The following is a 17,091-nucleotide window of genomic DNA, read 5'->3' as shown; positions in this document are numbered from 1 at the left end:
GTTTTAGAAAAGTGATGCTTGCGCAGGTTGCTGTTTGCGTGGGAGGGTTGCCACGATGGCCGGGGCCTTCGCTGCGTGTTCCAGATCGTCGTCCAGCGCCAGCATTGGATCTGGGGTTTGACGTGCGACCTCGATGCGGGCAGGCGACGTAGTGGATGACTCGTGTGGTTTCTGGAAGATGACGGTTACTGTTTGAGCAGCGGTACCGCTTTCCTTGAAAGCATTCTTGTCGTTGATCGTGACCCGCGCCCGCATAGAATCGAGGAAGGCGCGGAACTGCGTTGTCTTGTTATTCGTGCGAAAAGTGATTGCGATCGACATGATTGCTCCCATCGTGCCTCCCTGTTCGAGGAACTTGAAGGCGTGCATGACATGGGCTATGTCAGCCTGGGACTCGAATGGTGGATTAAGGATTACGGCCGAAAACTGTTGAATTGGCTCTACCGTAAGGAAGTCGGCCTGCTCGACGCGGAAGCCGAGGCTTCGCAGCACATCGCAGTTCTTCTGCTGGATCTCGTAGCAAGTGATGTTATCTTTCCCAACGATTTCAGCGCAGACACTGGCTATTCCGCCAATGCCGGCTTCAGGCTCGAGAACTGTTTGACCAGGCCGTAGACCAACCAACCTTACAAGTTCGCGGGCCAGCGGCTCCGGAGTCGGGAAGAACCCAAACTTCTCGGGTTTATCGAGCTTGCCTGTCTCCAGGTAGCTTGCAATCGCCTCCTCTGGGTCGCCATTGGCGAAAACGTGACTGTTGGCTTTCTTGTTCCACTTACCACCAAGGGCTTCGAGGATCTTGTTGACCTTGGTATAGTCGGCGCGATCGAGCTTAGCTGACAGCTTGGCCGAGTTCCCTTCCACCGTCATGGTTGTCAGGCAGTCTCGGATGACATCAGCGATGGCCACTGGCTCACGCTCTAGATTAAAGTCGTCGGCAATCTCGTCGAAGTTTACTTCTCCAAGTGCCCATTGGTCGAGTTGAACGTTAGCCGCTATAAAAACGGCTTTCACGTCCTCCGCGGCCACGGTGCCGTCAATGCGACGCCGGAGATCTATTTGCTCGTGGATGGAAGAGCAATTGCCCATCGTGAGAGAGGCACTGTGTGTTGCCGATACTCGGTAGTGCTTAGAGCGTGAAAATTGGATTTCCAGCAGCTGGGCTGCGGTAAATTGCATGGCTTCTCCCGTAAAGTGGTTCGCCGCTTGGGCGGGCTTAGCGTGGTTGTCGATCTGAATTGCGATTGATGTTCGTGCGGCAGGACGCGACACGGTGGTGGTTTGCCTAGAAAGGCATGAAAAAACTTGAGCGTGTGCTCATCGCTGCAGGGCAGAGAGAAGCTGTGCTGGTTGGAAGGATTGGGTGGTCGGCGCTCGTCGTTGAGCGCCTCCCGGTATATCAGTTCAGTGTTTGTTTCACGTAGAGCTCTGGCGTGCTGCTCTTCAAGATGCGAGAGTAGGCGTCGGTATAGATGCGCTCGATACGTTCACGATTACCCAGCATGTGTAGATCGTCCGACCCATCCATGCGCTCAAGCCAATCTACGTCAGTCTGGTTAACTCCGACGTTGATCATCCACTGAAGTTGCTTCGGAGCGGCAGAAGTGTTCATACAATTATTTTCCTCAAAAGGTAGATGGACGGGCTGTCCCTGGTGCACTCTTGTTAGAAAGCGCACGAGAGACAACCCGCCCCAATTGGGAGGATTGTCTGAACTAAGTTACCTTTTTATAGTCTGACACCAAAACGACTGAGTGCCAGACCAACTTTTGCGGCGTGCATGCAAGCCGCAGCTTGTTGTAGATCCTGCGCAGGAATTTGAGCTTTCCTGATGAGGCTGCTGCTTCTGTTTGGCGAGAAGAACTCGGGCGTTGCCGGAATGGCGAAGAGCCTATTGAAATCGAAGCGGGTGTCACTGTTCAGTACCATGCTGCGATCATTCATGCAACGTACGATGAAGTCGGTTCCCGCTTGCGATTCCTTGCGGGAGTACATTTGAGTCGTACCGTAGGCAACGACCCAATTTTTGATGCCGTTGATAACTGTTTCGCCCAAAAAAATAACCGGTCGAAATTTCGGACCGGCTATGTTTGGCTTGTCATCATACGGCACCCAAGCTCTAAGAATGTCCCCCATTTCGAGGGCTGGATTTTGCATTATCATGGTTTTCTCCTGCTCCCTCGAGAAGTTGTTTGAACGCTTCAGCGAGCGTTTGCTTTGGTTGAGTTGTTTTGACATCAGCGTGTTGCTGACGCTGTTCCAAAAACTTGATCTGATCAGGTGTGAGGGTTGGAGTGTCCAGATCCAGGTCCGGAATCACTGCCTGTGCCCACATGGTCAAAGCGCGATTGATCAACGCTTCAGGTGTTACGTTGTAGCTGGCCGCCAATACGCGCAGTGTTTCAGCCGAGATGCCGAAAGCGCTGTTGTATTGTTCCAGTTCGATTTTGAAAAATGTGCTGGTTGCTACGGAAGTAGGCTCCAGGTGATCTTCTTGCGGGTGTTCGGTCATGAAGTTCCTAATGTTTGAGATCGTTTAGTTGATGCCTTTTTGTCGAAACCGTATGGTCGATGCAAAATTAAGGCCAGCTCTTCTGTACTTGGATGCGTTTTATGAATGCAGCGAGCCATCCGCGCGAAGCAGCTGGCAAATGTGCTTGAAATTGTAGTATGAGATTCTGATGAAGTCCGCTGGGCGGTATGAAATCATCGAGCTCAAGTAGCTCACGGTTTCAGTGAATCGTGAACTGAGTCCCCAAGAATCGGGGATGGCAATGCCGGTAGCCGGCCACGTCAAATTTCGACATTCCATATTATCACGGTTTTTAGGGCGCGTGCCAGCTTGCGTTCATGATAGACCCCTCTAAGCTAGAGCCTTGCGCTTGAGTTTGACTCTCTCCGCCAGATAGAAAAGTTGGTTTTTATCCATAGCATTCGCCGCATAAGCATTGCAACACAGAATTAAGCTCACAAACATGGAATTTCCGCAGACCTCCCCATCCGACATTACCATTCTCGACAATGGTACTGTTCTTACAGCCGACGGCCTGGCCCTAAAGGGTACCGATGCCGTTGAGATCATAAACGTACGTCTCGAGAACCGAGTCGAAGCCCTCTTCTATTCCTGGCAGGTTTGTCGGATAGTGCGCCGAGACTTCAATTTCGTTGCTACAAAGTTGTTTCACCGTGAACGTCGAAAAGGCGGACGGGAACAAGTGCGTAGCCTTCTAGATGAAGTGCGAATGCAGGCTGACCTTCTGGTTATCGAGTGCGATTCGTTTGCATCCCCAACAGGGACGAATGGGCGGTCCGTACCACTTCGACTTGTTTCGTCAACGGCCGCCGGCTTGTTCAAGGCATTCCAGTTGGCCGATACTGCATACGCGAAGCTTAACTTTGCAGTTGACAGCAATAAGCTGGCAGAAAATATGGTTCACGCCTACACCCAGCCTTTTGAGTCGGCCTTCTCCGATTTGAAACTGTATTGCTCCACCCGAAACCAGCAGGAAAGATCGGCGCGAGAACTTGCCGAAGCCGGAGGAATAGCTTGATGGATGGCCAGGTTCTTGCGTGCACAATTCGCACAACTCCTGAAGTCGGCAAAAACACTGGTAACCCACTGGTCATCAAAGGGGTGGAACGGATCGAATCGATTATTCTCCCGGGCGATGACATTCGGTTGGACGCCGAGTTGTACTCGCATGTCCTGAGTCGAGTCATGCGCCGCGACTTCAACTACACAAGCGCAAAGTTGTTCTGGTACACCAAAGGATTCCATCGTCGTTTGCATGCGCGGTCAATGTTGCATGATCTGGCTGGCGAGGCAGAACGCCTTGATGACATGGCGCGGCCCTACGATATGCCTGAGGGTGCGCCGGCCGCTACCTGTACGATGAGAATTGTTTCGGATGAGGCAGAGTTACTTTTCCATGCCTTGGTTAAGGCTGATCGTGCGCTTCATAAGCTGATGCATAGCCCGCTAGCTGAGGTCGCTGAAGAGAATATGGGGCCGTTCCTGCGCGCGTTCTCCTTGCTTCGCAAACAGGTGTTCGGATTCAACGACAACCAACGTCAAAGCGCATCTTGCCATAGTCGCATCGCTGGCTAAGCCGCTACCTGGCCTTGGTTGCTGATCACTGTTGGCCCCTACGAGGTTTTGCAGACAGCGGACACTGTGTCCATTAAAATCACGAAGTAAGTTGTTGATAATCATGGCCTCATGAAATTCACACTGCATTTCTGAGGCCACGATTCGGTCATTCCATCCGTAGATTGTCGCTTGCCACCGTCCAAGGTTACTGTAACCTACATATATATCAATTTTTGGAGAGGCATTCATGCTCAACCTGGTCCAGCTGGAATCTGAATTTACCGCCGAAATCAACCCTGGCAATCTCAAAGACGCCATGAAAGTGTTGGGCGCCACGTCGGGTAATGTTTGGAAAGTCCCCTTCAATGAGCTGCTGATCATTGAAGGCTTTAATATCCGCGTCCACAATGATAAATACTGGGCGAAGGTCAACGAGTATGCTGAATCGATGTTCAATGAGGGGTACTTCCTTCACAAGCCAATGACCGGCTTGATTCAACGCGATGAAGCTGGTGAGAGCCGTGTTTACATTTTCGATGGGCATACCCGCTTGTTGGCCATTCCAATCGCCAATGAACGTCTTGCAGCCGTAGGTCGTCCGCTGATTTCAGACGTGTCAGTTATCGTCCCGACCAGGAAGGACAACAAGCCTATGTCGGTAGCGGACCTGACCTTCGCCATGGTTAACGGAAATAAGGGCAACACTCACTCTGCGTATGAGTACGCCGTTGCCTGCCAACGGCTGGTACGTGAAGGGGAGTCGCGGACCGAAATCGCACGTCGGTTTGGTATCTCGGGGGAATGGGTTAATAGCCTGCTGTTGCTTATGTCGGCGCCAAAAGTGTTGCGCGAGCGCGTAGCCAATGACGCTTTGACTGTCACGCTCGCAGTCCAACTGTTGAAAGAGCACGGAGCAGATGCTGTGGAAATGGTTGAAGATGCCGTGACTGCGAAGGTGCCCGATGGGAAACCGCTCCGTATCACGAAAAAGAATATTCAACCGGCCAGCCGCTTTGACAAGCTGGTTAAAAGGTCTGCGCCGAAACTGTACTCGGCCCTGGAGGATGTGAAGATGGATCCAGCATTCGATTCGCTTAGCGTTGACACGCGTGAGAAGTTGCTTGCCCTGATGGAAGAGATGCAGAAAGCGAAAGCTGATAACTCTGTTGACCATTCGCAACAGGCCACAATCTTTGATGCTAAAGCCGATGGCGAGACCAAAACGGCTGCTGCTTAATTCCTAATCGCTCCTATGGAGCGGTGGTCCCTACCCATTATGGCTGGGGGCCACCAAGTTACTTTATCTAATAGATTTCGTGTTTGATTTATACATGCTTCAGCCGACCCAGTGCCGCACACGGCCGCGGTCAAGATGGGTGAATCGTCCGGGGTAATAGCCCACTCCTCCCCCTGCAAGATAGCGCCCGAATCGGCTCAAAGCATCAGCGCTAACACCCTCGATCCGTAAATCCATGGCCTGTGCCCGCATGTGCAGGCTATTGCGCTTCCCACCCTCATTGGCGTTAGTGTGTGAGCTCCTGTACCCGCTGTTGACGATCAGCGGCCGGTCTATTCCATTCGCACGTAGCCAACCATAAACGCCGCGAGCGATATCAAGCATCACCAAGTCGAATTGAACCGCCTGGCCCGCCTGTACATCGCGCAGGATATTGCACAGCTGAATGTATCCTTCTGGAATGATTCTCCCATCCGCCCAGTAGACAACACGAACTTGCTCGGCACGTGGCTGCCCTTTGCTCGCTGGGCGGTAAAGCCACAACTCTCGTGGCAGTGACCAGAAATCAGTCGGTTGACCGAATGCCGGCAGAGCGACACATGCTGCTGCTCCGGCCAAATGGCTGAGGAAGCGGCGGCGGCCAGGTTGAAGGATGTCTGACTCTCCAGGAGCTGGCGGGAGAATGATCATGACGCCACACACTTCTTAAGTACTTTAGCTGCGGCGTCCTTTTCTGCCAGTTTGCGGTTAGGCCCTTTGCCTGTCATCCTGATTTTGAGCATTGGGACGTCACATAGTACTTCGAACGTTCGTGCACCTGGCTCTCCTTGGCTCAGCACCGAGTAAGTAGGTACTGGTATGCCGCGAGCCTGGAGGTGTTCCTGTAGTGCTGTTTTGGAATCTTTTCCCAACGGAACCTCACCGCGCGAGAGCAGTATCTCCATGTGATGAAGGATCACCTTCTTCGCTACATTGTGTCCAGCATCGAGTTGAACTGCAGCGAAAACAGCCTCTAACGCATCCGAGAGAATCGAATCTTTTGATTTCTCAACTCGGTGTGTTTGGTCAACCTCCAAAAAATCTGCAATCCCGATTCGACTAGCGACCTTGACTAGCGACTCGTGACACACGATAGCAGCACGAACGCGCGAAAGATCACCTTCTGACAGGCTAGGAAAACGCTGATAAAGCATTTCGGCGACAGTGTAGTTAAGGATGGCATCGCCCAGGAACTCAAGGCGCTCATTGGATTCGCCGCCCATGCTTTTATGCCGCAACGCCTTGTGAAGCAGACTTGCGTCGTTGAAATGGTGGCCTATATTGCTTTGCAATGACAAGTGTTTCAGATCTTGCATGTTTTATTCTCCGTTAAATTCCATTCTAGGACCTTGTTGCCGGAGAAACAGTCCGAAAGGCTTGGCATTTGCCGGAACAATCGCAGCGCATCACCATGGATACCAATATGACCGCACGACCGATCTTTCATCACCTGGAAATACCCTCGGGTGAGGCCGCCAGTGCTACTTTCCTTTTCGAGATGCAGCCAATTCTTCAGGTATCTGATGGGCGTGTCATGGCTTATGAATTGCTTTACAGGGGCACGAGGCCGATTGAGTGGGCAAAAGTCGATAATGCCGTGATCAATTTTTTATCCACGCCGCAGCCCGGCTTACCCGCTGTGTTCGTCAACTTATCGAATGAGATTCTCATTTCGCATAATGCATGTGACCTCGCTCAGGCGTCATCGGCAAATGACGTGACCTTCGAGCTAAGCGAAGCGGTTTCTGGTTACTCCGATCGCGTTGCAATTGCTGAAAAGGTGAATCGGATGATTGATGTTGGCGCACGGGTAGCGCTCGATGACTTTGGGGCTGGCAGGGATGGGTTAGAGCGTCTTTATTCAATTCGCTGTGCGTCAGCAGTCAAGATCGACCGCGAGTTCATGCTGACATGCATGCAGCGGCCCGATGCCTTCCGCATGCTACGAATGCTGATTAATCAGTGGCGTAGTGAGGGAGTAAAATCGGTGGCCGAAGGAGTGGAAAACGAAGCAATGTTTGCCTTCGCCCGTGAACTGGATGTCGATCTTGTTCAAGGATGGTTCGTCGATAGCTTGGTCGGTATGAAGCAGGTGGGCGTAACCGCGTGAACTGGATTACCGCGGTGTTGATAATGCGATGCGCGCTGCGATGTTGCTGCTTGAAACCATTCCAGAAGAGACATGCCCATCCTCGAAAACGATACTTGGGGTGCTAGCAAGCCCTAAGCGTTTTGCGAGCACCAGGTTGCCATCAATCGCAGCCACATCGCTACACTTCGCCGGCTGTATCACTAGGCCTTCGCCGATTTTCTTCCATGCCCTTACCTGGTTGTCTGAGCACCACACATCGATTGCCTTGAGCCGCCCTGCTTTGGTATGCCCAGGAAGCAAATGTCGGTATACCGTCACGTTGTTCAGCTGGTCAAACTCGGGCTCGATCTGGAGACAGAACTTGCAATCGGCGCTCAGGAATACATGGATCGCGTGAGAACCGTCACCTTGAACTGATTTGAATGTGCCATCGGTAGTAAGTGATCTCAAGGTACGGTCGTCGAGCTGAGTTACGGCTGCAGGGCTTGAAAGTAAGTTGGCACCAAAGGCTGCTGCGGCGAGAAGGCCAGCGCCAGCAATCAGTGCCATCAGTGTGTTGGAGTTGGGGATTTGTGCCATGAGATTCGCAGGTTACAATAGACCTATCAATCGTACTTTACCGATCAATTAATCAGGAAGGCAAAACAATGCAAATTATTACCGCACTCATGAACTTGGACCTGTCCCATCTAATCGTGGTGGGGATGGTTATTCTGGCCTTGTTCGGCGCCGGATCGAGCAAGGTAGAAGAGGACGACAACAGCGACTATGAGAACGCCAGTTGGAACCCATCCAGTGTTAACTATAATGAATGAATTGCCCTGCTCCGCAGCTTTGATTTGTCATCGAGCAGCGGGGAAAGGCGGCACACTTTCCGCATCACTATTCGCCGATGCATTCCAACTCCACCATCCCCCTCTTCCGTATAGCTCATCGTAGTACGCTTCCTTCTCTCTCTTACGCTGCAGGTACGCTGCGTCATTTCTGCCGAAGACCTCTAACGGAACTTCCCTTTTTGTATCCGTCAGGATGAAATCTGGTAAGACTTGATCGGTGATGGAATCAAAACGTAGGGGCTTAGAAAATGATCTTCCTTGCGCCACTAAACGATCAGCAATGATCCGTTCATAACTCGACTCAACAGGAATAAATTCCGAAGTGATGCTCATGATCGCCATGTCGATCGCAGAGGCATACACACTCTTGCTGCTTTTTTTCAGTTCGACCTGGACGATTGCTACGGTTCCGGCTCCATTGCGCCATGCTGACAGCTCATTTTTGAACCTACGTACAGTGGAATCCCACAGTCCTGCTTTCATGTAGACGATTGGCATCCCGTGGAAACCACTGATCTTCATCTGCCGTGCCATTATGTCTGCCCTCTCCTGGGTGAAGGCAGCCAGCGGGGCAATTAAGAGCATTCTGTGCTTCGATTCAAGCGCGGCCGCGGCTCGTTCACGATTGCGGTCCGCTTCTTGTGTATCTGCTCCAAATGCAGGCAACAGCATCTGGTCAACCAACTTCAGGGTGCCGGCCCAGACGTTCTCCGTTGCGTTGTTTATCAACCGGTATGCGACCGACGGACGGCGCTTGCCAGCAAATCCGGACATCCATTGATTCAGCCCAGCTTCGTCCCACAGGTAATGAAGCAATCCCAGTAGTTTCATCGACGATTGGCTTGTGGACGGCTTACGTTCCTGTTGTGGCCTTTTCGGTGAAGCAAGTTCTGCAGGTGTGTCCCGCTCAACCATTCCGATCTCTAAACGAATCTTCACAGAGCCATCTGGTTGTTGGTCAAGTACAGAGGAATTTCCACCTCCTGCCCCAGTTTGCGTCGGACTCGCGCTATAGAACTGGCAGTCGATCGAATGCTGACCACCGGACAAGCTAAACCTAGCCAGTGAAAACTGATCGCTGCCTTCGTAGTACTTGACCGCAAGCCGCTTTGGACCACTGCCAGTGCAACCGCAGCGCAGTTCTGCCTTTCCGTACGCTGCTTTTAATGTCGACTGCCAGCCGCTCGAAAACGTGGTCTCGGTTTGAAAATTCGCTGAAAACGTTCTTACTTTTTCGCTGAGGGTAATGGTGACCGGATGTACGTCGCTCATGGCTTAGAAATTGGAGTTTGGGGAGGTCTGTAGTGTCACATGAGGAGACGTGATACGCATCAGAAAAACAGTTTGAATCTGCTCACACTCTTGTCTGTCCCTCTATGCGTGAAAAGTCACTTTTTTTCACATGATTAAATTTAAGTCATTCGACATGGGGTGGGACAATTCTTTACCCTCAAACACTCTCACACGGAAGATTAGAAGATGGCCAAACATAGTTTCGCAGCGGCATTCGTGGAGGACGATCGCATTCGAGTACGCCCTTTGACTGAACTGCAACTTGTGCAGATGGATGACGTCCACTACATGAGTGAATCTCAGAAAAATTTCTTACGTGCCCGACTCGTTGCGCTGGAAGAATGGTTGAAGGCAAGGACCAGGACAACCTCTGCCGAAATTGCCACGTGTTCTGCCGGCGCTGATCCGGCCGATCGAGCCAGTGCTGAGGAAGAACATCAGCTTGCGATCGGTGCTAGGGTGCGCGATGCCGAAAAGTTGCTCGAGGTAGCAGCCGCAATCAAACGAATTGACCAGGACTCGTTCGGATGGTGTCTGGACACTGGTGAAATGATCGGTGTTGGCCGCCTTCTTATCTGCCCTACTACCATGTTGTGCGTAGAAGCACAGCAGCGTCGTGAGAGCAAAAATAGCCGTTATGGAGCATGAGTATGTATAAGTTCACCCCAAAGACTGTTGAAGTTAATAACCCGCACTACGACCCCGAATCACTGCTCAACACGGTCATGCGATTATTGTGTGTGAAGAACGACAGGCAACTGGCCGTACGTCTCGGCGTCCAGGCCCCCCAAATCTGTAAGATTCGGAAACGCCGGGTACCAGTTGCTCCTGCTTTGTTGATCAGCATGCACGAGGAAACAGGTCTCAGCTTACGTGAATTACGCACGTTGATGGGCGACTACCGCGAAAACTCAGGTCCGAGCGCAAAGCATCCGGTACAGCCGTCACCGAACGGTCGACCAGCACGATGTCCCCATCCAGGATACCTACCCCGGACAAACTCATGCCCACCACCTTGAAAAAGAACGACGCTTCCTTGTGCTGGATTATGAAGGTATTCAGGTCCAGTCTCTTTTCCGTGTAGTCGGCCGCCGGCGATGGGAACCCGGCGGGAATTTTCTGGCAGAACAGTGGCCGTGTCGCGGGTTCCGCGGATAGTCGAGCAGGTATACCTGCATGCAGAGCGTTGTGTCACTTTCGGGAATAGATGCGACAACGGAGAGGACATCACCAGGTATTCGAAGGCGTATTTTTGAAATATATGCGACAGATGTCGCTTATTTGCTGCGACCGGCCTCAAGAAGCTTCGAAATAGCCGCGAGCACGCTTCAGAGGAATTTTCCGTTCCACTGCACCTCAGCCCCCATCATCCACCCGCTGGCGTTTTTCTGGAGCGGGACTTGCCTGTCAACCCTGGTACGTCCACAAGGTTGACGCGGCGCTTTGCCACCGGCTTGATCATGGCCGAGTCCTCGCCGCCAGTCGGGATGACCTCCTGGACGGCCGAGGCGTGCGCGATCGCATCCACCAGCCTGCGCGCGCCGCGCACATTGAACGCATTGAGATTGACGAGTTCGGTCACGCTATCTGCCTTTAGGCCGGTGTCGCGCTCTGCGTCGTGTAGCAGCGTTCTCATGGACGAAGATAAGCCCTGGCCCTGGCGCATGATGACCAGTGCCTCGATCAGGTCACCGGACGGTACCGCTTTTTTGCTGTCCATGGTCGCCCCACTGCGGTATGGTGAAAGTTCCAGCTTACACCATCCGCGCTTCTTTCCATTATCCTCAGGCGAGTTTGCGGTGCGCGCGCTTCTTCCCTACGGCGGCCGACGCTGCAGGTGCGGCCATCGAGCGCAACGCGTTCAGGGCTGCCACGCCGTCTGGACACCCGCGGTTGGCGCGCTCGGGCCGCATCGAACCGCGCTGGCACGACTGGAAGATGGCGGCTTCGATCTGGTCGACCGTCGCGGACGGCTCGGCCTGCATGAGCAGCGCGGCCAGGCCGGCAATGTGCGGCGTTGCCATCGAGGTGCCGTCCATGGATTGGTAGCCCCCGCCAGGGGCGCAGGACACCACCTCGACGCCTGGGGCCACCAAGTCCGGGACGATCGGATCATCCCGGCGTACGAACTGCTGGCTGCTGCTGAAATCGGCCACATCGTCGTTGCCGTCGATGGCGCCAACCGACAGCGCTTCCGGATAATTGCCCGGATAGCGCGACGATCCCGGCCCTTCATTGCCCACTGCGAATACCGGAAGCACGCCTTTCGCGCGCAGGATTTTGGTCAACGTGCGGAACGTCTCTGCAGTTCCGATCAGGCCCAGCGACATGCTGAGGATCCGAACCTTCTTCCCGACTGCCCAGTCCATCCCGGCTAGGATGCGCGCGATTACCTTGCCGCCCTCGATGACCGCTGCGCTGGCCAGTTTGGCTTCGGGCGCCACCCCGAACTGCACGCCGCCGACGGCGCGGCCGGCGATGGTCCCGGCTGTGTGCGTTCCATGGTCGTCAGAATCAGCCGTCGGTGCGCCCGGCCTGAGGTTGCCCAGCGCGTCGAAGAAGGCGAATTCTGCGATGGCTCCCTTCAGCGCCGGGTGGGCACCATCCACACCAGTGTCGAGGTGGCCGATCAGAACACCTTTGCCGGTAAGCCGATGCTGTTCGCGCAGCACGTCCACTTTTAAACGTTTGAGCCCCCAGCTGTACGTGGCCGTGGGCGCGGTGGCGGCCGCCCGCGCCACCGGCCGGATCAGGCGCAATTCGGGCGCTGCGACGATCTTCGCCACCGCCTTTTCCTGACGCAGGCCCTTCAGACCCTCCCGGTCCACGGTGCCTAGCGCTAATCCAAGGTGAGGGAAGAACCGCACCGGCTTGCTGCTTGCCTTGCCGGCGCCCAGATGGACGGCGCTGGTGGTGGCTTCGGCGCCGGATTCGACAATGCGCTGCCTGGAGCGCAGCAGCCGGAGGATCTCGGCGTCGCGGCTATTGTCGACCTGGATGAAATGCCGGGCGACCGAGGCTGGCACCTGCACGCTGGTCTTGGTTGCCGACTCGTCGAGGCGGAGAACCACCAGCACGTCGGCCACGCCGGTAGTTCTCAGGTCACTCACAATGCTCATGATAACGTCTCCATTAGATGGTGGTGGCGGCGCCCGCAGGCGACGAAAGTCATTTCGATGCCGGCGGCAAGCTGCGCCTGAGCACAGCGGTGGTGGCCAGCAGCATGTCGGCTGCCGCATCCGCTTCGGCCAGACCAACGGTGGCGCCGGCCGCGCCGGGTTCGACGCTGGCTGCGGCTACTGCCGACAGCCGGGCAGCGGCTACTGCCGACAGCCGGGCAGCGGCTGCGGCTACGGCGGGCGCGGTTGCGGCCGCCTTGTCCTTCTCCGCTTCCGCTTCTTCGTACGCCCGGCGCGCAATGCGATAGTCGCTGTATTGCGTCGCGCCGTCCTTGACCATCCCGGAGAAAGCTTCCGCTGCCGTGACCGGCCGGGCTGCGCCCATCGATTTCAGTTCGCCGGTGTCTGCATACACCATCTCGCAGCTGGTCGAGGTAAAGGCCGGGCTGCGGCATGGCAGGTAGAACACGTCGCCCATCTGCAGCACAGGACCGTTCTGGGCAAAATATTCGGCTGCGTCCTCACTGCACGGCCCTTCGCAGACGCGCAGCGTGCCGGTGCGGGCCAAGCGGTATGGCAGCCCCAGCCGCGCGTCGACTTGGATGTTGGGCAGACGTGCCGGCGTCGCACCGATGGTGCGCAGGCCGGACAGCGCCAACCCGACGTCAAGCCTGGTAGCGTCCACGTTGGGCCATTTCTTCTCGGCGCGCGCCTGGTTCACTGCAAGGGTATAGGCCAGTTCACTCGACTTGGCCGGCCAGCGCACCCGGTCCACTAGGGACACTGTGTCGAGCAGCTGCTTCGATTCCTTCTTCGCCGCGGCCAGCGCTTCTTGGGCCTGGCCCAGCGCTTCCAGCTGGGTCACATAGGTGGTCTTGAGCGAGTCCGGCACGTTCGTGCCGGCAGCTGTGATCAGCGCCAGCGTGCCCTTAACCGCCTCGCCCTTGGCTTTGAGGTCCTTGCTCAGTTCTCCGAGCCGGTACGTCACTACGGGCATGTTGGTCAGCGCTTCCTGCACGAGACCGCCACCGGCCGGACAGGCATTGGCCAGCCCTACTGCGGCCGCCGCTGCCGCCAAAGGCGGCACGAGGCGCGATTTGATCGCACCGGTAACCAGGCTACCAACCATGGCGGCGGTCTTATCGTCGGCAGAGGCATTCAGCGACGCCACCGCGCCATTGGGCAGATAGGTGACGCTGAGCTTGCCGCTCTTGAACGGGCCATACATGCTGTTGGGGTCGATCAGGAACATGTTGTCCTGATCGGGAGCGGTCACCGTCCCTTGCAGCTCGACCGACGTGGTGATCCGGTACTGGCCGAATTCGCACTTAACCACCCGGTGCGTGATCTCTAGGTCATACGCCGTGTACATGAGCGGGTACGGGATGCCTACGTACGGGGCCTGATAGCCTGGGCCGCTAGCGTCCCCTTCGCCGGCCCGGTGCAGGCGCAATTCTGTGCTGCAGCTTGCGAGCCAGGATATCGTAGTTAGCGCGACCAGCCCGGCTCTCCATCGTGGTAGCGACGTCATGGCGAATCCTTTCAGGATGATTTAGTCGATTGGGTTTAGCGCATCGTTACTTGCCAAGCCAACTCAATAATATCTAAAAGTATATGCTATAAGATAACTATCCAGGTAGAGATTCCCACTGTTGTGGTTTTACTACACCGACGTGAAGTCTTGGCCTCTCCGGCGCGAGCACGCGACCGAGCGGTCTCCGATCGCTACCAGCGGCGATACCCTTGAGCCATGCCGACCCGTGGGCGGTCGCTGACTTCACAAGGGGAAACGGTAAAGCCGAGCAGTGACGCAAGCGAATGGATCGCTTCGAGGCGAGCAATCAATAGGGCAAAATTCCTGCCCTGCCATCGAGGGATCGGAGGCAGTATTCTACGCTGGCGTGGGCGGCACCGTTAGGCCGTGCTGGCGCAAGCCCCAGCGCGGCCCAAAGTGCCTTCATGGGAATTACTAGTGTTGCAACTATTTCCGAAACGGCGCGGCTATTTCGTAAAGTCACATGCTCAACGGGCAGATGAGCACGAGGATCCACAGTGGTATTTAATTAATTCGAGCTGCAATCGGCGTTGAACACAGATAGTGCTGCCTTGGCGTTGTTGTCGGCGATTTCTCCCAACTTTTGAATAGTATTGCTCTGACTTCATCGAGCACAATATCGACATTGGTGAAGTGGCTGTAGCCCGCAGGCAGGCCGCGCCGGCGCACCTCGTCCGCAGCGCGGTATGCTAGGGCATGACTGCAGTATCCGATCGAGAAGACTACCGCATCAACTCCAGCAAATGCTTCTGAAGAAAATTGGCTACGATCCGGGTGTAAGAATACCGAATTCCGCATCCGCTTTCGTAGCTTGGCATGCAGTCGCTCGTGGCCCCCCACGAATACAATGCGCCATGTTTCCGGATCACGTTCGCGGCTCGAACTCAAATTCAAAGCGCTGGTTCCAGGCGCGGGCTCCAGAAGGACAGTGAGAAGTTCCCGTGTAAACGTCAGTTGCTGGCGGGATTCAGCCAGTGATTTCTGAAGGTTTCCAATCTGCGCATCCTTGTCACGCATTTCTAACGCATCCGTTTTCCGGACAGACCCATCTGACAGGGACTGTACAGCTGTGCGCGCCGCGGTTGTATGCAGTTTTTCTAGCAACGCGTCATAACTTGCAGTCATGTGCGAAACTTTCTCCTCTGCGGTAGTCGCACGCTTCCGAAGTGAACTCACTTGTCGCTCCAGCAATTCTTGCTGTCGCTCCGCACCGGTACATATAGCTTTTGCACTTTGGATCGTACTTTCGATCGCCTTTCGCTGCTCCGCAAGCGTGGTGACAAATTGCGGCCGGTGCGTCTCGGGCATCGAGGAATACGCAATCACCAATGGTTGATATCGATTTGTCCATAGATGCATGGATTCGCTAACAAGGTTGAAGAACTCGGCTGAAGCAAATGGATTGATACCGATACCAAGTCCTTGAACGACACATGCAACAGCGATCAACTGGTCTGCCATGGCCACTGCTACCGTGTAGCACAAAAAATAGTTAGCGCCCCCTGCGGTTCTAATGATCGGGTGCCAATTGGTCGAAGAAGTCAGACTTGCTGAATTCATGCGGCGTTGAGCTGTAGTATTCAGTTTTTGAAGGATTGCTATTTCATGCAAATGATCGACAGTTGGACGAAATAACTCATACCCACCCTTATGAATCCAGGCGATTGCATCCTTGGCACTCACCGAAACCAATTCGCTTGCTTTCTGCCAGACAAGCTCGGGTAACCTCAAGCACAAAAGCTCATCTTGGGTTTGGGAGTTTTTCACCTCATCACCGTAAGCCTCCCAACCATCGCCCGCACGAATTTTGCATTGCATCTGATTCTTAGCGGTGATGTGCATTTCGCACCTTTTCCGAATCATATTCATCGCACGAGCTTTCAGACGAGAGTCAGTTGGCAGTGGCGGTTCCAGCATCAATTCTTGCACCGCCTCAAAACACGCGTTTCGCCACGCGTTGCGATAACTGTCACGAGATACACTGGGTCGAGGTAATTGCTGCACAGCTCGATCCAACATAGAACGCACTTGACGCTTTGATACCATAAATGTTTTTCCTTGTGAATACGAATTGCCCGAGTGTCTTCCACCAAAGCAGGGGCAAACTGGATCTAGTGGAAATGTAATCGTAAGCGCAGTTCACCGCCACGCGGAGTAGAAATCGAAGGCTAATTCTTAGCAATTCATTCGCCAAAGAACGCCTTCGCCGGCATCAGCATCTGCCTTACTGTATTTTACTTATCGAGCAACATTGGCCTGAAACGAAGTTTTCAAGTACCCCGCGAAATGAGGGATGAGAAATGATTCGACGCGGCTTCAAGAGCCGCAATATTTTGCGAACCAAGTGATAGCCATTCAGTGCCGTGCCGACTACTATGTTGTTCCCACAAAGCATGGGCCACCCGAGGATCAACGTAGGCCCCCACGGTCATCAGTTCCGCCGTCAACACTGAACAATCAATGATACGTACGCCTGGAACATCCGACAAAAGAGATTCCTTTGGAATCGCCGGAATCGCCGCTGCAATCGCATTTTGAGTCCTACTTACCGGATCAGGCGTCACATCGCGTGCAAATGAGCCGTAATAAGCAGAGGTAATGCTTTTACGCGCATGGCCGAGCTGTTCGCTAGCTTGTTCTAGTTTTAAGTCGAGGTCCTCTTTAGGCATTTGCCCCGCCCCGCCGCCTAGAGTGGGTGGAATAACCGATGCAATTAAGGCGGCATTCTCTGCGAACTGGTAAGCGTAAAGCCAGCGCCGTCTTTACCTCGACTACTCCTGCCAGCATGATTTGAGGTTGAGACACAAATCGATTGTGTCCACAAACTCGATTA

19 protein-coding genes are annotated in these 17,091 nt (G+C 54.4%); 6 read left to right on the top strand and 13 right to left on the bottom strand.

Annotated elements, in window-relative coordinates; all coding sequences use genetic code 11:
* Positions 1 to 3: 3 nt before the first annotated feature.
* The 4 genes from BXA07_RS28050 to BXA07_RS30575 all read right to left on the bottom strand — a co-directional run bounded on the left by BXA07_RS28050 (position 4) and on the right by BXA07_RS30575 (position 2,509).
* Entirely contained in the window at positions 4 to 1,176 is a 1,173-nt protein-coding gene (locus BXA07_RS28050) for a hypothetical protein (RefSeq protein ID WP_139335825.1), read from the bottom strand.
* Between the two features lie 220 nt (positions 1,177 to 1,396).
* On the bottom strand, positions 1,397 to 1,609 hold the full coding sequence (locus BXA07_RS28045) for a hypothetical protein (RefSeq protein ID WP_076572989.1): 213 nt from the start codon (positions 1,607 to 1,609) through the stop codon (positions 1,397 to 1,399).
* 116 nt (positions 1,610 to 1,725) lie between these two features.
* On the bottom strand, positions 1,726 to 2,160 hold the full coding sequence (locus BXA07_RS28040) for a hypothetical protein (protein WP_076572988.1): 435 nt from the start codon (positions 2,158 to 2,160) through the stop codon (positions 1,726 to 1,728).
* Entirely contained in the window at positions 2,117 to 2,509 is a 393-nt protein-coding gene (locus BXA07_RS30575; protein WP_139335824.1) for a hypothetical protein, read from the bottom strand. The genes BXA07_RS28040 and BXA07_RS30575 overlap by 44 nt, the downstream gene beginning before the upstream one ends.
* A 463-nt stretch (positions 2,510 to 2,972) precedes the next feature.
* Here BXA07_RS30575 and BXA07_RS28030 point away from each other — a divergent pair, with 463 nt between their 5' ends.
* From BXA07_RS28030 to BXA07_RS28020, 3 genes are all read left to right on the top strand, one after another.
* Positions 2,973 to 3,548, top strand: coding sequence for a hypothetical protein (locus tag BXA07_RS28030; protein ID WP_076572986.1), 576 nt, complete (start codon positions 2,973 to 2,975; stop codon positions 3,546 to 3,548).
* On the top strand, positions 3,548 to 4,105 hold the full coding sequence (locus BXA07_RS28025) for a hypothetical protein (protein ID WP_076572985.1): 558 nt from the start codon (positions 3,548 to 3,550) through the stop codon (positions 4,103 to 4,105). Before BXA07_RS28030 ends, BXA07_RS28025 begins: the two co-directional genes overlap by 1 nt.
* Positions 4,106 to 4,334: 229 nt before the next feature.
* Positions 4,335 to 5,324: a helix-turn-helix domain-containing protein gene (locus BXA07_RS28020; RefSeq protein WP_076572984.1), complete on the top strand. Its 990-nt coding sequence runs from the start codon at positions 4,335 to 4,337 to the stop codon at positions 5,322 to 5,324.
* Between the two features lie 99 nt (positions 5,325 to 5,423).
* Here BXA07_RS28020 and BXA07_RS28015 read toward each other — a convergent pair whose 3' ends face one another.
* Positions 5,424 to 6,014: a YcbK family protein gene (locus BXA07_RS28015; RefSeq protein ID WP_076572983.1), complete on the bottom strand. Its 591-nt coding sequence runs from the start codon at positions 6,012 to 6,014 to the stop codon at positions 5,424 to 5,426.
* The gene (gene rnc, locus BXA07_RS28010) at positions 6,011 to 6,679 is read right to left on the bottom strand and encodes a ribonuclease III (RefSeq protein ID WP_076572982.1); all 669 of its coding nucleotides are present in this window, start codon (positions 6,677 to 6,679) and stop codon (positions 6,011 to 6,013) included. The genes BXA07_RS28015 and rnc overlap by 4 nt, the downstream gene beginning before the upstream one ends.
* A gap of 68 nt (positions 6,680 to 6,747) precedes the next feature.
* On the opposite strand from rnc, the gene BXA07_RS28005 reads away from it, so the two are divergent.
* Positions 6,748 to 7,473 carry an EAL domain-containing protein gene (locus BXA07_RS28005; protein WP_212592383.1) on the top strand — a complete coding sequence of 242 codons (726 nt, stop codon included), beginning with the start codon at positions 6,748 to 6,750 and terminating at the stop codon, positions 7,471 to 7,473.
* A 6-nt stretch (positions 7,474 to 7,479) separates the two neighbouring features.
* Here the strand turns inward: BXA07_RS28005 and BXA07_RS28000 are convergent, their stop codons facing one another.
* Positions 7,480 to 8,034 carry a thioredoxin fold domain-containing protein gene (locus tag BXA07_RS28000; RefSeq protein ID WP_076572980.1) on the bottom strand — a complete coding sequence of 185 codons (555 nt, stop codon included), beginning with the start codon at positions 8,032 to 8,034 and terminating at the stop codon, positions 7,480 to 7,482.
* A gap of 68 nt (positions 8,035 to 8,102) precedes the next feature.
* Here BXA07_RS28000 and BXA07_RS30985 point away from each other — a divergent pair, with 68 nt between their 5' ends.
* Positions 8,103 to 8,270, top strand: coding sequence for a hypothetical protein (locus BXA07_RS30985; protein WP_170909758.1), 168 nt, complete (start codon positions 8,103 to 8,105; stop codon positions 8,268 to 8,270).
* A 27-nt stretch (positions 8,271 to 8,297) separates the two neighbouring features.
* On the opposite strand, the gene BXA07_RS27995 is transcribed toward BXA07_RS30985, so the two are convergent.
* On the bottom strand, positions 8,298 to 9,563 hold the full coding sequence (locus BXA07_RS27995) for a DUF1173 family protein (RefSeq protein WP_076572979.1): 1,266 nt from the start codon (positions 9,561 to 9,563) through the stop codon (positions 8,298 to 8,300).
* A gap of 207 nt (positions 9,564 to 9,770) precedes the next feature.
* Between BXA07_RS27995 and BXA07_RS27990 the strand changes: the two genes are divergently transcribed.
* On the top strand, positions 9,771 to 10,232 hold the full coding sequence (locus BXA07_RS27990) for a TraR/DksA family transcriptional regulator (RefSeq protein WP_076572978.1): 462 nt from the start codon (positions 9,771 to 9,773) through the stop codon (positions 10,230 to 10,232).
* Positions 10,233 to 10,950: 718 nt separating this feature from the next.
* Here the strand turns inward: BXA07_RS27990 and BXA07_RS27980 are convergent.
* From BXA07_RS27980 to BXA07_RS30565, 5 genes are all read right to left on the bottom strand, one after another.
* Entirely contained in the window at positions 10,951 to 11,304 is a 354-nt protein-coding gene (locus tag BXA07_RS27980; protein ID WP_076572976.1) for a hypothetical protein, read from the bottom strand.
* A 64-nt stretch (positions 11,305 to 11,368) separates the two neighbouring features.
* Complete coding sequence (locus BXA07_RS27975; RefSeq protein WP_083708595.1) at positions 11,369 to 12,703, bottom strand: S8 family peptidase; 1,335 nt, start codon at positions 12,701 to 12,703, stop codon at positions 11,369 to 11,371.
* A 49-nt stretch (positions 12,704 to 12,752) separates the two neighbouring features.
* A complete protein-coding gene (locus tag BXA07_RS27970) occupies positions 12,753 to 14,075 on the bottom strand; it encodes a hypothetical protein (RefSeq protein WP_076572974.1) in 1,323 nt (440 codons plus the stop codon).
* A 687-nt stretch (positions 14,076 to 14,762) separates the two neighbouring features.
* Positions 14,763 to 16,100 carry a DUF2325 domain-containing protein gene (locus BXA07_RS30570; protein WP_139335823.1) on the bottom strand — a complete coding sequence of 446 codons (1,338 nt, stop codon included), beginning with the start codon at positions 16,098 to 16,100 and terminating at the stop codon, positions 14,763 to 14,765.
* Between the two features lie 428 nt (positions 16,101 to 16,528).
* Positions 16,529 to 16,927 (bottom strand): hypothetical protein, encoded by a 399-nt coding sequence (locus BXA07_RS30565; protein ID WP_139335822.1) that lies wholly within the window; start codon positions 16,925 to 16,927, stop codon positions 16,529 to 16,531.
* Positions 16,928 to 17,091: the final 164 nt, after the last annotated feature.

It is taken from the genome of Janthinobacterium sp. TND4EL3, assembly GCF_900156175.1.
Taxonomy (GTDB): Bacteria; Pseudomonadota; Gammaproteobacteria; order Burkholderiales; family Burkholderiaceae_D; genus Janthinobacterium.
Note: the sequence above shows the minus strand (reverse complement) of the source record. Positions and strands in the feature narration are given on the sequence as shown.